General features: G+C 64.5%; 15 protein-coding genes. 6 read left to right on the top strand and 9 right to left on the bottom strand.

Annotation, left to right across the window (positions count from 1 at the left end; genetic code table 11):
* Positions 1-72 precede the first annotated feature (72 nt).
* Complete coding sequence (locus tag BST47_RS17060; RefSeq protein WP_207568624.1) at positions 73-1,446, bottom strand: cation:dicarboxylate symporter family transporter; 1,374 nt, start codon at positions 1,444-1,446, stop codon at positions 73-75.
* A 98-nt stretch (positions 1,447-1,544) separates the two neighbouring features.
* Between BST47_RS17060 and BST47_RS17055 the strand changes: the two genes are divergently transcribed.
* Genes BST47_RS17055 through BST47_RS17045 form a run of 3 tightly spaced genes read left to right on the top strand, consistent with a single transcriptional unit; the run spans position 1,545 to position 4,656 of the window.
* Complete coding sequence (locus BST47_RS17055) at positions 1,545-2,435, top strand: alpha/beta fold hydrolase (protein WP_234809747.1); 891 nt, start codon at positions 1,545-1,547, stop codon at positions 2,433-2,435.
* The gene (locus BST47_RS17050) at positions 2,432-3,973 is read left to right on the top strand and encodes a sensor histidine kinase (RefSeq protein WP_083126714.1); all 1,542 of its coding nucleotides are present in this window, start codon (positions 2,432-2,434) and stop codon (positions 3,971-3,973) included. Before BST47_RS17055 ends, BST47_RS17050 begins: the two co-directional genes overlap by 4 nt.
* A complete protein-coding gene (locus BST47_RS17045) occupies positions 3,970-4,656 on the top strand; it encodes a response regulator (RefSeq protein WP_083126713.1) in 687 nt (228 codons plus the stop codon). The genes BST47_RS17050 and BST47_RS17045 overlap by 4 nt, the downstream gene beginning before the upstream one ends.
* A gap of 29 nt (positions 4,657-4,685) precedes the next feature.
* Here the strand turns inward: BST47_RS17045 and BST47_RS17040 are convergent, their stop codons facing one another.
* The 5 genes from BST47_RS17040 to BST47_RS17020 form a co-directional block, all read right to left on the bottom strand.
* Positions 4,686-5,744: an MmpL3/TtfA transport complex stabilizer gene (locus BST47_RS17040; protein ID WP_083126805.1), complete on the bottom strand. Its 1,059-nt coding sequence runs from the start codon at positions 5,742-5,744 to the stop codon at positions 4,686-4,688.
* Between the two features lie 441 nt (positions 5,745-6,185).
* On the bottom strand, positions 6,186-6,683 hold the full coding sequence (locus tag BST47_RS17035) for an ATP-binding protein (RefSeq protein ID WP_234809745.1): 498 nt from the start codon (positions 6,681-6,683) through the stop codon (positions 6,186-6,188).
* Complete coding sequence (locus BST47_RS17030; RefSeq protein ID WP_083126711.1) at positions 6,680-7,027, bottom strand: STAS domain-containing protein; 348 nt, start codon at positions 7,025-7,027, stop codon at positions 6,680-6,682. The genes BST47_RS17035 and BST47_RS17030 overlap by 4 nt, the downstream gene beginning before the upstream one ends.
* Before the next feature lie 252 nt (positions 7,028-7,279).
* Positions 7,280-7,786 (bottom strand): nucleoside deaminase, encoded by a 507-nt coding sequence (locus BST47_RS17025; RefSeq protein WP_083126710.1) that lies wholly within the window; start codon positions 7,784-7,786, stop codon positions 7,280-7,282.
* Between the two features lie 32 nt (positions 7,787-7,818).
* A complete protein-coding gene (locus BST47_RS17020; protein WP_107528996.1) occupies positions 7,819-9,102 on the bottom strand; it encodes a H(+)/Cl(-) exchange transporter ClcA in 1,284 nt (427 codons plus the stop codon).
* Positions 9,103-9,250: 148 nt separating this feature from the next.
* Between BST47_RS17020 and BST47_RS17015 the strand changes: the two genes are divergently transcribed.
* Positions 9,251-10,513, top strand: coding sequence for a serine hydrolase domain-containing protein (locus BST47_RS17015; RefSeq protein ID WP_083126708.1), 1,263 nt, complete (start codon positions 9,251-9,253; stop codon positions 10,511-10,513).
* A 64-nt stretch (positions 10,514-10,577) separates the two neighbouring features.
* On the opposite strand, the gene BST47_RS17010 is transcribed toward BST47_RS17015, so the two are convergent.
* The gene (locus tag BST47_RS17010) at positions 10,578-11,189 is read right to left on the bottom strand and encodes a TetR/AcrR family transcriptional regulator (protein ID WP_083126707.1); all 612 of its coding nucleotides are present in this window, start codon (positions 11,187-11,189) and stop codon (positions 10,578-10,580) included.
* Between the two features lie 82 nt (positions 11,190-11,271).
* On the opposite strand from BST47_RS17010, the gene BST47_RS17005 reads away from it, so the two are divergent.
* Positions 11,272-12,405 carry a 3-ketosteroid-9-alpha-monooxygenase, oxygenase component gene (locus BST47_RS17005; protein WP_083126706.1) on the top strand — a complete coding sequence of 378 codons (1,134 nt, stop codon included), beginning with the start codon at positions 11,272-11,274 and terminating at the stop codon, positions 12,403-12,405.
* Here BST47_RS17005 and BST47_RS17000 read toward each other — a convergent pair whose 3' ends face one another.
* Positions 12,406-12,828 (bottom strand): nitroreductase family deazaflavin-dependent oxidoreductase, encoded by a 423-nt coding sequence (locus BST47_RS17000; protein WP_083126705.1) that lies wholly within the window; start codon positions 12,826-12,828, stop codon positions 12,406-12,408.
* A 141-nt stretch (positions 12,829-12,969) separates the two neighbouring features.
* Here BST47_RS17000 and BST47_RS16995 point away from each other — a divergent pair, with 141 nt between their 5' ends.
* Positions 12,970-13,344: a hypothetical protein gene (locus BST47_RS16995; protein WP_083126704.1), complete on the top strand. Its 375-nt coding sequence runs from the start codon at positions 12,970-12,972 to the stop codon at positions 13,342-13,344.
* Between the two features lie 84 nt (positions 13,345-13,428).
* Here BST47_RS16995 and BST47_RS16990 read toward each other — a convergent pair whose 3' ends face one another.
* Positions 13,429-14,307, bottom strand: a complete 879-nt coding sequence (locus tag BST47_RS16990) for a cutinase family protein (protein ID WP_083126703.1) — start codon at positions 14,305-14,307, stop codon at positions 13,429-13,431.
* Positions 14,308-14,757: the final 450 nt, after the last annotated feature.

The raw sequence follows: 14,757 nt of genomic DNA, 5'->3' as shown, positions 1-14,757 counted from the left end.
CAATCTCGAAAAAGTTTCGGCGACAGCGAAAGACCCGGCCGCGGGATTCGGCCGGGTCTTTCAGTCAGTTACTCAGGCGGGGGCGGGAACGCGCTCCTCGCGGGTGGAATGGTCGTCGTCGACCATCGTCAACTCGTCGAACGGATCCTCGCCACGCAGGACCGAATTCACCCGGTCCTTGTCGATGGTCTTGGTCCACGAGCCGACGAGAACCGTCGCGACGGCGTTGCCGGAGAAGTTGGTCACCGCGCGGGCCTCGGACATGAACCGGTCGATGCCGACGATCAGACCGACGCCGTCGAGTAGGTCGGGGCGGTGGCTCTGCAGGCCGCCGGCGAGGGTGGCCAGGCCGGCACCGGTGACACCGGCGGCCCCCTTGGACGCGACGATCATGAACACCAGCAGGCCGATCTGTTCGGGCAGCGACAGCGGGTCGCCGAGCGCACCCGCGATGAACAGCGACGCCATCGTCAGGTAGATCGCGGTGCCGTCCAAATTGAACGAGTAGCCGGTGGGTACGACGACGCCGACGGTGCTGCGGTCGACACCCAGGTGCTCCATCTTGGCGATGAGGCGCGGCAATGCGGATTCCGACGACGAGGTCGACACGATCAGCAGGTATTCCCGTGCCAGGTAGCGCACCAGCTTGAAGATCGACACCCCGGAGACGACCCGCAGGATGGTGCCCAGCACACCGAAGACGAACACCAGGCAGGTCACGTAGAAGCCGAGCATCAGGCCGAGCAGTTGGGTCACCGCAGTCCACCCGGTCTGGCCGACGACGTTGGCGATCGCGCCGAACGCGCCGATCGGCGCGAGCCACAGGATCATCACGAGGACCTTGAACACCAGCTTCTGCAGCGATTCGATGCCGCGCAGGATCGGCTCACCGGTCGTACCCATGGCCTGCAGCGCGAACCCGACGAGCAATGCGACGAACAGCGCCTGCAGGACGCTGCCCGCGGTCAGCGACGAGAACAGCGTCTCCGGGATGATGCCCTTGACGAAGTCCATGAGACCGCCTGCCTCGTGGGCGGTTTCGGCGAGCTCGGCGCCCTTGCCCGAGGCACTTTCGGTGAGGTTCATGCCGGTGCCGGGATGCAGGAGATTGCCGACCACCAGGCCGATGGCGAGTGCGCAGGTGGACATGACGAGGAAGTAGATGAACGCCAGACCGCCGACCTTGCCGACGGTCGCGGCCTTGCGCACCGAGCCGATACCCAAAACGATCGTGCAGAAGATGACCGGCGCGATCATCATTTTGATGAGGTCGACGAACATGGTCCCCAAGACGCCGACGCTCTTGCCTACGCCTGGCGCCAGGATGCCGACGGCGACACCGGCGAATACCGCGACGATGACGGCGATGTACAACCAGTGGGTCCGGTCGCGGCGTGGTTTGTCCGGCGGTTCGGCTGCCGATGACGGACGGTCAAGGATGGCCACTGCTACCTCCAAGTCGATGAATGTGATCTGCAGTCAGACTCGAGGAGGACGTGAGCCGGGTCACGCTTTAGTTCATTTAGTTCGGTATGTTCACGAACGTGGCCGACGAAACCGCTGCTCACGTCACGACCGCGGACGGTCGGCGGCTCACGTATCTCGAAGTCGGCGAGCCCGCAGGGCCACTCGTCATTCATAACCACGGCGGACCCAGCAGCCGGCTTGAGGTCCTGATGCTCGCGGAGTCGGCAACCAAGAACCGGATCCGGTTGGTGGGTGTCGATCGGCCCGGCCAGGGTCAGTCCAGCCGCCAGAAGACCCGCACCTACTCCGGTTGGGCCGACGACTTGGTCACCGTTGCCGACGCGTTGGGATACCGGGAATTCGGCGTGACCGGTTGGTCGGAGGGCGGACCGTGGGCACTCGCCGCGGCCGCCTACATCGACCCCGACCGGCTACTGCACGTCAGCAGTATCGCGCCCGGGAGCTACGGTGCATTCGGCGACAACTCAGCGGCGCAATACCTTTCGAAGATCGATGCGCTCGGCGGAACACTGGCCCTGCGCTTCACGCCCGGCTTCCGGTTGATGTACGCCGCACTCGGTTTCACCGCCAAACGCTTCCCGTCCTCATTCGTCAAACAGGTCCGCGGCACGCTCAACGACTACGACCAACAGCTCCTCCTCCGTCCCGATGTCGGCAAGGCCTTCGGCGAAACCTGCGCGGAATGCTTCGCGCACGGCTCCGACGGACTTGTCCGCGATGCCGAACTGCTCTACCGCCATTGGGCTTTCGATGTCGCCGCAATCGAACGGCCCGTTCACATGTGGCAGGGGCTCGACGACACGCTGGTTCCCGATCCCATCAACAGGGCTGTCGCCGATGCGATGCCGGGTTCGGTGTGGCATCCCGTCGACGGCGCCGGACACTTCATCGCCGTCGGTGAGGGCGACGACATACTCGCGGTTGCGGCAGAGGAACTCGGCGCTTGACCCGCCCGTGGCCCCGCTCGCTGGCCGGTCAGGCGATCGCATTGCAGATCATCGTGGTCGCGGTGGTGGTACTCGCAGGGAGCGCGCTGGCGGTGCTCGACGCCCGCAATGACGCGGACGAAGCCGCCCGCCAGCAGGTCCTCGGTATCGCCACCTCCCTCGCCGACTCCCCGTCGACGGCGGCTGCCATCGAATCCGGCAGGGCCACTGAGATTCTCCAGCCGGTCACCGAAGCCGTCCGCAGGCACACCGACATCGCATTCATCACGATCATGTCGCCGGAGCGGATCAGGTTCACCCACACCGACCCGACCCAGATCGGTGGCGAGTACATCGGCACGATCGAACCCGCGCTGCGCGGCGAAACGCTCAGCGAGGTGTACACCGGCACATTGGGTCCTTCGATTCGCGCCGTCGCACCGGTGCGCAACCAATCGGGCGAGATCGTCGGCCTGGTGTCAGCGGGGATCCTACAGACAAGTCTGGCCGATCGATGGCGCTCGACGTGGCCGACCATCGCGGCGGTGAGCATTGCCGCACTGGCTATTTCAATGGCGGGCGTCTGGTTCATCCGGCAACGGTTGTTGCGGCAGACCCACGGCCTGCGACCTGACGAACTGCGGTTGATGTACGAGCACCATGACGCGATCCTGCATTCGGTCTCGGAGGGGTTGATCGTGATGGATCGCAGCGGCGTCTTGCTGGTCAACGACGAGGCGCGCCGCCTCCTCGCGCTTCCACCCGGACCGGTCGACCGCACCGAGCTGCCGGAGTTTCTGCGGACCTACAACCCGGGAGCCCGCGACGAGGTGCAAGTCACCGACGACCGCGTCCTCGTCGTGAACCGCTCCCCCGTCGACGACGCGCACACCTCGGAGGTGGTCACGATCCGCGACCGCACCGAATTGCAGGGCGCACTGGGCGAACTCGGCTCGCTGAAGATACTCACCGACAGCCTCCGGTCCCAAGCGCACGAAGCCGCCAACAAGCTGCACACCATCGTCACGATGGTCGAGATGGGCCGGCCCGAAGACGCGGTGCAGTTCGCCACCGAGGAGCTCGCGCTCTCCCAACAGCTCGTCGACAGATTGTCCAGTGCCGTCGGCGAACCCGCGCTGGTGGCCCTGCTCCTGGGCAAGGCCGCACAGGCTGACGAGCGCGGTATCGAGCTGACGATCACCGAAGACACTCACTTGCCGTCGAATACGGACGAAGTGCCGTTGACTGGCCAGGAGATGGTCACCGTCGTCGGCAACCTCATCGACAACGCGATGGACGCCTGCGACCGCGACGATCCGTGGGTCGAAGTCACCGTGCTCATGGCGGATGACGCGCTCACGCTGCGCGTCGCCGACAGCGGACCGGGGATGGATCCGGACACCTTCGAAAAGGCCATGCAGCGCGGATATTCCACGAAGGGGGACTCAGACCATCAAGGCCTTGGCCTGGCTTTGGTCAGGCAGATCGTCAAGCGCCACAACGGCACGCTGAGTACCGACATCACCTATGGGTCGGTCGTGACGGTGACGGTCTCATGATCAGCGTGCTGATCGTCGAGGACGAACCGCTGATCGCCGAGGCCCACCAGGCGTACCTCGGCCGACTCGAGGGGTTCGCGGTGGCCGGTATCGCGCACACCGCCCGCGATGCGATGCGCATGGCGTCGGAGGCGTCGGCCACCGACTCACCGATCGACCTGGTGTTGTTGGACCTCGGCCTGCCCGACGCCAGCGGGATCGCCCTGGCATCGGGATTGTCCGGGCTGCGACCGATCCCCGACATCATCGCGATCACCTCGGAGCGCGACCTGGAGATGGTTCGCGCGGCGGTCGGCCAGGGCGCTCTGGCGTACCTGTTGAAGCCGTTCACGTTCGCAGCGTTTCGCGACCGGCTGGATCGCTACCGCCGCTACCGCGAGGCCCTGCCCGCCGGCACCGATGCCGCCAGCCAGGCCGAGGTCGACCGCGCACTCGCCGAGCTACGGGTGAGCGATCGAGCAGTGTCGCCGAAGGGCGCCGCCCCGGGGACCAATGACGACATCGCCCGTGCCGTAAGGGATTCCGCCGACGGCATCACGGCGGACGCAGTGGCCAAGCAGGTCGGTGTTTCGCGGGTGACCGCCTGGCGCTACCTCGAGAGGTTGGCGGACGAGGGCACCGTCACCCGGCAGACCGATTATGGCAAGGCCGGTCGCCCCAAGACCCGCTACCAGTGGCGCTGATCCCCGGCTTCGCGTGGGCCCAGCGCCGATCAGGCGGTGACAGGCTCCAGCTCGACAGCCTGAGGCACGTAGATGGGATCGGTCGCCACGAACTGTGAGTACAGCAGCGGCTTGGCCGCCTCGACGGACAACCCGGTCACTGCGCCCGCATAGTCGGCCACGTACAGCCGGCCCGCGTCGGAATCCACTGCGACACAAGATGGCCGAGCATCGAGCTTCACCTTGTTGACGATCTTGAGCGTAAGGGTGCACAGCACCGTGACGTTGTCGTAGTCGACGATGTAGGCACGGGTCTTGTCCGCGCTGACGGTCATCTGCGTCGGAGCACCGATACCCAGTTCGGCAGTGCCGGTGATGCGACCGTTGGTCAGGTCGACCACCTTGACCGTCCCGCCGCTGAGGCGGTCGGAGGTCAGGACATAGGCGACACGGTCGGCGATGGCGATGTCGCGGATCGGCGAACCGATCGACACCGTGCCCCGAACCCGCGCGGTTTCGGTGTCCACGACGACGACCGCGCTGCCGCGATCATCGGTGGTGGCGACGTACAGGCGCTTACCGTCCGGGTCGACCTGAAGAGCGTCGATGCCGATACCGGCGCCGGCCGCGATGTCGATGGTGCTCACTCGCTCGGCTGTCGTGTCGACGACCACAACGTCCGCGGCGCCGTCACCGGTACGGGCCGCGTACACGCGCTTGCCGTCCGGGCTGGCGGCGAGAGCCGTGACACTGAAGGCCATGGCGTACGTGGCGACCACGGTTCGCGTGACGGTGTCGACCACCGTGATGGCGTCGCAGCTCGACGACGAGGTGCTGACGTAGGCCCGACCGTCGGCGACGACGACCGCGAATGGCTCACCGGGGACCTCGACGACGCCGGCCACGGCCAGGGTGCCCGCCCGCAGCAGCGACACCGTGTCGTCGGCGTGGTGGGTGACCACGATGGTGCCGTCGTCCGTCGCGGCGATGTCAGCGATGGCGCCACGCTGGACGTCGACCGCACTCACCCGGGTGACGTCCGCGCTCAGGTGCGTCCCGTCAGTCACATCTGCCACAGGAGCACTCTTGGGCATCAAAAAGTTAGCCATAAATATCGGTACCTCCACCGGTTTGACGAGCACCGGCTGTCGTTTCACGTCGTCATGCGTCCCATTGGGGCGCGATCTGTGTTGAGTCTAGCGACCAAAATCAGTGCTTCGGAGCGGTGCAAATGGCGGTCGATGACAATGCACGGCAACCTCTCAGACACTGCTTAGAAAACTATTTGTTATCCACTCGTTATATCTCCTCAGCAATCTGATTTATGGCTTTAAACTGCAAAAATGCCTGTTTGGCAACTTTCATCAGCCAATCTGGATAGTTTGCAGCGGTAACGACTTCTTAGTTTTCAGACCGAAATTGAGCGGTAAATCACAGCGGGACACGACAGCAAACTCGGCCGAGATCGCGGCGGCAACCCCATTGGCTCCGAAATGGCACTCTGTCGCGGGGCGGAAAGCCCGAGAACAGTGTTCGCTGGACCAGCGCCTTCAAGCCTGCGCGTAGACCTGCGGAGCGACGCCCGCGGCGCAATCGCCGAACTGCATATGCACGTGGGTGCCTTCCGGCAGCGGGGAAATCGTGGTTTGGTCGGACAGGGCGCGCATCAACGGGATGCCGCGACCCCTGGTGTTCGGCTGGCTTTCGGGATCCACGTGCCGCCAGGTCCCCCGATCCGAGATGTCAACAAGCAATGTGCCCCGGGCGCCGTCGAAGCGGACCCGCAGCGTCATCGAGCCCTGCTGCCCTCGGTAGGCGAATTCGGCCGCGTTGGTCAACGCCTCGTTCACCGCAAGCAAGACATCGTTGAGCCGGTCTGGGTCCAGCGTGAGATGAATCCGCAGCCACTGCGACAACTCGCGCCGCATCCTGGCCACGGTGAGCGCATCGGCGTTGTCGACTCGGACGAACTCAGCGTCCGCAGCGCTCGTAGCAAAAGTCTGATCGGTCATGGTGTCCAACGAATACCCCGCTGGACGCTCAGTCATTCAGTGAAGTTCTCCACAGCATCGTCCAGCGAGGAAAACAGATCGATCAGGTCGGCGATGCCGGTGATCTTCAGCGGCCGGCTCGTCGCTGATCCGTCGGCGACCACGGCGAATCGCATCTCCGTTCCGCCCGTCTGGTTATGTGCCTCCATCAGCACCTGCATGCCCGCCGAGCCGAGGAAGTCGACGTTGGTGAGGTCGACGATCAATCCGGCGGGGTTCTGCGCCAGCGCGGATTGGACAGCGTCCCTCAGCTGGGGTGCCGTGAGCATGTCGAGTTCTCCCGAGGCGGCGACAATCGCCACCCGGTCGACCCACTTCTCAGTGCAAAGCTGCTCTTCCAAGCCTCACCTCTTGTTACGCGACCGGCAGATGCGGTCGGAGCTTATCTCGCGAGGCTGCAGTCTGAACCCGCGCCGCAGGTAGCGAGTAAATCACACCGAAGCATCGGCGGACATTGCTTGTCCTGGTCAGGGCACAGGATATAGGACGTGGGGTCGGGACCTGCAACTTGCCTGCTCTCGGCGTGCTTGTAGCGACGCGACGACGGCGTCACCACACCCTGGGGGACGCGGAAAATTGACTGGCTCGTCGATTCACGGTTGCGAGCGCGGCGCGCCGGACACGCGGCGGTCGCCACCGTTGCGGTGTTGCCAGAGCCGGTAGACGTCGACGGCATCCTCCCGCGGCTCGTAGCGCATCGGAAGACGACGCTGCTCCCACGACTTGGCGAACTCCGGATAGAACGTGTCGAGCTCGAAGTATTTGCGGTCGTCGACGTAGTGCGGTTCGTAGGCGTCGCGGGTGGTCAGAAAGACGACTTCGTCGGGCGAGCAGTAATACAGCGCGCCGAGGCACATCGGGCACGGATGCGCCAAGACGTAGATGGTGGCTCCGACCAAGTGCTCAGTACCGAGACGGACACATGCCTCACGGATGGCCAGGATCTCGGCATGGGCGGTGGGGTCATGGCTCTGCGCGACGAGATTCGGGCTCTCGGCCAGGATCTCGCCATCCCTGACGATCACGGTGGCAAACGGTCTGCCGCCGGCGGTGACGTTGTTTCGAGCGATGTCGATCGTGCGCTGAACGTAGTCGGCCACGGTCTCCGAATATAGCCCTCTGATTGGCCGGATCAGCGGCGCAAATCGGGCGACATCCGCTCTCGCAGCGAGTCGTATATCGGTGGCGAATTCGTCAGCTCCGCGACGAGTACCGCAGCGGCGGTAGCCGCCAGCATCGGGATGCCCACGGCCGTCGTCGCCGTCATTTCCATGACGAGCACGACAGCCGTGACCGGGGCACGCACCGTCGCGCCGAAAAACGCTGCCATGCCGACCAGCGCCATCGGGACGGCCAGGACGCTCGCGTCCCCGGGCCACACGGCGCCGAAGACGCCGACGAACAGCAGTCCCCACAGCGCACCGACCGCCAGCAGCGGCGCGAACAGGCCGCCCGGCACGGCTGCCGAATACGACAGCGGGCCGGCGACGAAACGCACCAGCAGCAGTCCGAGTACGACCGGGAAGACAATGCTCTGCCCGCTCAGAATCAACTGCGTCAGGCTGTCACCGCCACCCACCGACTCCGGATAGATGAACATCGCCAGCCCGATGACGGCACCGATCAGGGCAGCCTTGGCGACCGCCGGAATGCGCCGGACGCCCCCGACGCGGTCGAGGAACCACAGCAAAAGCCGGTTGTACACGGCGCCCAGACATCCCGTGAGCAGACCGAAAACCACGAACAGCGGCAGCCACGCCAGGGCCGGTGCCGCGAGCGCCTCGACATGGAAGTCCGGCTCGTTCCCCAGCATCAAGCGCATGCATCCGACTGCTGAGGCGGCCGCGAACAAAGTGGCCAGCACCGTCTGCAGCCGGAACGATTTCGTGACCTCTTCGAGCGCGAACATCGTGCCTCCGATCGGCGCGTTGAACGCGACGGCGAGGCCGGCACCGCCCACGGCGGTCTGCATCATCCGGACGTCGGCGTCCGAAAGCCGTGCCCGCCGCGCCGATTCCGCGCCAATCGCCGCCCCCATATGGACCGTCGGACCTTCGCGGCCAAGCACCAGGCCGGCCCCCATCGACAGCACGCCGCCGATGAACTTCGCGGGAAGAAGCAGAATCAGCGGCGGCTCGGCCTCACCCCGATAGACCGCTTCCACGTGCTGAATCCCGCTGCCGGCGGCCAGAGGCACCCACCGCACGATCAGCGCGGCGAGCGTCGCACCGAGCGCCGCGAACGCGATGGGCACCAGCCATCCCGGACCCGGCAGCCCATGTGCCCAATCGACGAGTTCGACGCGTGACCGGTCCGCGGTCTCCAAGCACCAGCGGAAGGCTCCGCCGATGAAGCCGATGGCCACACCCGCCACGACAGCGGTCAGACAGACGAGGATCGATCCGCGCCGTTGCACGCCCGCACATCCTCCTTCTGCGAACAAAACCCGTCGATGGAAGGTCAGTTTCGCAGATCGGGACGCGCATCGTTGCGGCGCCGCGGAGGTCGAGTGCGACCTATGGTGATGCTCGGCCGACGCGAATTTCGACGGATGGGACCAAGGAATGGCGGCAATGGTGTTTCGACGGTGCGGTGTTCTCGTGTTGACTGCCGCGCTGATGTTCATCTCCGGATGTGGCAACGACTCGGCGTCGCAGGACGGGACGACCACCGAGACGCCGGGTGCACCCGACGCCAAGGAGGTGGACGCCGCTGTGGCACAGCGGCTCGATGAGGCCATCACCAAGGCAATGGACCAGACCGGCGTGCCGGGTTCGCTCGTCGGAATTTGGGGCCCTGACGGGGAGTACATCCGCGCGTTCGGCGTCGCCGACCAGGCCGGCGGCGCACCGATGCAGACGGACTTCTATCACCGAATCGGTAGCCAGACAAAGACATTCACCGTCACCGGCGTCCTACAGCTGGCCGATCAAGGCAAGCTCGGGCTCGACGATCCCATCGCCGAGTTCGTCGACGGAGTGCCCGAGGGCGACAAGATCACGCTGCGGCAACTGGCGCGGATGCAGAGCGGCTTGGCGAACTTCTCCGATTCAGTCGACTTCCAGCAGGCGCTGTTCGCCGACCCGTACCGGAACTTCACGCCGCAGGAACTTCTCGACTACGCGTTCGCCGAACCCGTGAAATTCGCACCCGGCGAGGGCTTTCTGTACTGCAACACCAACACCGTCCTTTTGGGTCTGGTCGTGGAGAAGGTCAGCGGACAGACTCTGCCGGACTACATCCGCGACCACATCACGACCCCATTGGGCATGAGCCACACCAGCTTTCCGACGACCAACGCGTTTCCTGATCCGCACGCACAGGGTTACACCACTCAGGACGCCGACAATTCGGAAATGGTGGCCACCGACTGGAACCCGTCCTGGGCGTGGGCCGCGGGCGCGATGATCTCGACCCTCGAGGACATGCACATCTGGGCGCCCGCACTGGCGACCGGAAAGCTGTTGACGCCGGACATGCAGGCGCAGCGGTTGCAGACCGTCACCACGCCTGGGATGCCCGCGCAAGACGGATACGGCGTCGGGCTTTTCAAGCTGGGCGGCTGGATCGGCCACAACGGCAGCCTGCCCGGCTATCAGACCGTCTCGGTCTACCTGCCGGAAAAGCAGACGTCGTTGGTGATCTTCACCAACACCGATATCGCGTCGAACGGCCAGGAGCCGAGCACGCTGGTGGCCAAAGCCATCACCGAGATCATCAGCCCGGAGAACGTCTACACGATGGGCGACGCGGTGCAGCCTCCCGACATCACCTCACCGCCGGCACCGACGGCACCGCCTGCCCCGACGACCAGCAAACCGCGGTAGTCCTGGAGCTTCCAAGAAACTTCCAAGAACCGGCCCGCAATCTTTCATCAGCAAGTGCGGGGACCTAACCCGACGAGGCCCCCGCACTTGCCACATCCGCCGGCATCGGCGCGGTGAGCGCCGCAGCCAGCATGGCGATGATCTCCTCAGGACTGCCCGCATCGGCTCCCGCCTCAGCCAACCTCTCACGCTCCGCCAGCAGCGCGAACATCGTGGTCGCGATCGCCGAGACCCGGCGGCTGCGGGCGTACCGATCGTCCGTCGGAATGGCAAGCGCCAGCCGTTCGAGGACCTTCGGCCACACCGGCCCCTGCGACTCGTCGACGTCGGCGCGCAGGTGCATCGATGCCGCCTGCAGAAACCTGGCGTAGTACGGGCTGCCGACGCCGGCGAACGGAAGCACCATGATCCGCAACCACGCCCGGACGTCATCGCGGGCGTCACCCTCCAAGTCATCGACCATCTGCGCGCGTTCCCGCTCCATCGGCTCGAGCCGGCGCCGAACGATCGCATCGATGAGGTCCTGGCGATTTCGGAAGTGATAGTTGACCGCGGAGTTGTTTCGCTGACCTGCCGCCACCGCGATGTCTCGCAACGGCACCTGGATGCCACGCTCGGCGATCAGCCGTTCGGCCGCGTCCAGAATGTCGGCCCTGGCGCGTTCACCACGGTTCATACGAAGAATGATAAGAACTGGACCGCGATTAAGCGAATATGCTTAAATTGGTGTCGGCCGACAGTTCCGGAGAGGTGACTCCATGACCCCGACGCATGAGATTCGTGAGATCGACGCGGGCACGCCCATGCAGCGGTTCGCCCGCGGCTGGCACTGCGTCGGGTTGGCCGAGGACTTCCGCGACGGAAAACCTCACGGCATCAACGCATTCGGCACTCGGCTCGTCGTCTTCGCCGACTCGCAAGGTGACCTCAAAGTTCTTGATGGCTACTGCAGGCACATGGGCGGCGACCTCTCGCAGGGAACCGTCAAGGGCGATGAGGTGGCGTGCCCGTTCCACGACTGGCGCTGGGGCGGCGACGGAAAATGCAAGCTGGTGCCGTACGCGAAACGCACGCCACGGCTGGCCCGGACCAGGCGCTGGCTGACGGGCGAGGTCAACGGCCAGCTCCTGGTCTGGCATGACCCCGAGGGTTCGACGCCGCCGTCGGAGCTCTTTCCGCCCACGATCGACGGCTACGACGACGGATTGTGGTCGCCGTGGTCGTGGAATTCGATTCACATCGAAGGGTCGCACTGCCGCGAGATCGTCGACAACAACGTCGACATGGCCCACTTCTTCTACATTCACCACGCCTACCCCACGTACTTCAAGAACGTCATCGAGGGACACACGGCGTCGCAGTTCATGGAATCCAAAGCTCGCCCGGACTACACCAAGAACTACGAGAATCTCTGGGAGGGAACCAAACTCCGTTCCGAGGCGACGTACTTCGGCCCGGCGTACATGATCAACTGGCTGCACAACGACGTTGCGCCGGACTTCACCATCGAAGTGGCGTTGATCAATTGCCACTATCCGGTGACGCACAACTCGTTCGTGCTGCAGTGGGGTGTCGCCGTGCAGGCGGTGCCGGGACTTCCCGCCGACAAAGCGACCAAACTGGCTGCGGCGATGAGCCGTTCGTTCGGTGAGGGGTTTCTCGATGATGTCGAAATCTGGAAGCACAAGACGCGCATCGAGAACCCGCTGCTGACCGAAGAGGACGGCGCGGTGTACCAGCACCGGCGGTGGTACGAGCAGTTCTATGTCGACACGGCCGATGTGACGCCCGACATGACCGACCGCTTCGAGATCGAGGTGGACACCACGCACGCCAACGAAATTTGGCAAAGCGAGGTAGCTCAGAACCTCACCGCTTTGACGCCGAGCTGATCACTCGACGATGAAAACCGGGATCTGCCGCGACGTCTTGGTCTGGTATTCGGCGTACGGCGGGTAGGCCTCCACCGCCAGCTTCCACCAATGCTCGCGTTCGGTGCCCTCGACCTCGCGGGCGGTCATGGTGGAAACCTTGTCGCCGTCTTGGACCGTCACCTCCGGGTGCGCCTTGACGTTGAAGTACCAGAACGGGTGTTTCGGATCGCCACCCTTCGACGCGACCATGGCGTACTTGCCACCCTCTTCGACCCGCATCAGCGGCACATAGCGCTTAGCGCCGGTCTTCGCTCCAGTCGTGGTGAACAGAACGACCGGGCGGTCGAGGATTTCGACGCCATCGGTGGTGCCCTGCTCCAAAATGCGTTCGGTCTGTTCGCGCACCCAATCGGTGGGGCTCAGCTTCGCTTCCTCGGTCACGAGGCGTTCAACGTCATGGCGGCTTCGATATTCCCTCCCGACACGCAACGGACCTGCCCCGTAATCGAAATTGTCGTGTTGATGCGCGGTAATGTCGTGATCAGGGATGAATTCACATAACCACTGAAAGCGGGGAGAACCATGGGCGCCACCCACCGATTCACGCGACGACTGACCATTTCAGGCGGCCTCGCGGCAGTCGCGGCGGCACCGCTGGTCGCGGCGGTCCTCGTCGCACCCGCCAGCCAATCCACGTACCTCGGCCAATGTTCGAGCGGCGAAGAGGGAGACGCCTACACCGGGCAGTGCGTTCCTTATCTCGTCCCCAACTCCCCAGGCGGCAATCCCGCCGCCGCCCCTGCCGGCAACGCAGCTTCGAGCGCCTGCCCGGCCGGAGTGAGCGGCTCGGAGTGCGCGATCCAGCCCCCGGCGAATTCAGGACCCAACATGCCCGCGAACCCTCCGCCACAACAGCCTGAGCAGGAGCTCGCTGACGTGGTCACACCTGGCTACTGACCTTCCGATCCGGACAGCGCCCGCTACGTCGTCGGACTACAACTGTTGCGGCGGAGTGAGTTTCAACGCCGCGTGGAGATACTTCTAAGGCGCCAGATGGGACTGGTCCGGTGATACCGATACCGCCGGAGCGGGTCCGGGCAGCGGTCCGATAGACCCGGGCGTCGAGACTGCGGCATGAGCCGGCGGCATTTCATCTGCGATGGGCGCCGACAACTGCTCGGGCGATTCGGGTTCAGCCGGATCAGCGGTAGCCGCCGCTTCTGTCGCGGCATCGGCCGCCCAATGCGCCTGGAGCTTGTTGGCGACCAATGTCGCTCCCTCGGTGGCCATACCCACGTCGGCGTAGCGGCTGTGGATGCCAAAGCTCCTGCCGTCGGGGTCGCACACGAGGTCGTCCTCGACGCACAGGTCGATGGTCTTGTCGACGTAGTTGGGACCGATGACGATCTGCGGGTCGTTGATCGCCCGCATGAAGCGCGCCGAGGGCTTTCCGAACAGCGCGACCGCCGCGACGTGGTCGGCTACGTCGAGCGGCATCGGCGTAGGCACCGTCTCAGCCGAAACCCCGTCGGGCACAACGTTCGCGGTGACAAAACCCATCACGGCCGCCCCTTGGGAAAAGCCGCCGAGCACCATCTTGGTGTCCGGACACGTCGCGGCCGTGGCGAGGATGTTTGCGCGGGCATCGCTGATACCGTCGATAGCAGTTCGAAAGTCAGTCGTGGCCGGGTAATTCACCGGATACACCTCGACCGACTTTCCCGCGACTTGGGATTGCAAGGAGTTGACGAATGCATCCCCGGTCGGGCCGACGCCGGGCTGCTCCGTGGTGCCGCGGGCGAATATCACCTTCGCGTCGGGACATGCCGCCGCCTGCGCGAACGGTATCGGAGCGCTGTGCAGCAATGCTGCCGCAGCCGCCACCGCACCAACTACCCCAACAGTCTCAACTGCCCCCATAGGCTAATGCTGACACGGGGCAAAGCAATTGACACCTCGAGCAAACAAATACACAGATAATCGCCAATATTTAATGGGCTGCTAAGAAATGCACAAAGCATCGCTGAGCGCGTCACCGTCAAGCAAGTCCGCCTTCGGCAGCGAAGAGCTCCAGCGCGGCGAACGCACCCGATCAGAGCTGACCTGGAATTAGCGGAGCCATGTTCTGCGGTCTACGTCACCGCTTTATGTCGACCCATTGTGGAGACGAACAGCAATTTTCGCCGAACGCGCCGTCCACGCGTCATCCGCATGTCGATGCAGTACAGCATGCTAGTCCCGCAAATGGGACACTACTCCTATAGATGACAGCTATCTATGTAAGCCGTCTTATCGACGCGTGGGTTCAGAGTCTTACGATAGGCCGCAAAAGTTCGCCAACAGCACTTCTGGCTGTTACGTTCCGAGCAC

This window comes from Mycolicibacterium tusciae (genome assembly GCF_002086795.1).
Lineage (GTDB): Bacteria > Actinomycetota > Actinomycetes > Mycobacteriales > Mycobacteriaceae > Mycobacterium > Mycobacterium tusciae.
The sequence above is the reverse complement of the archived record's forward strand: the minus strand, read 5'-3'. Positions and strand labels throughout refer to the sequence as shown.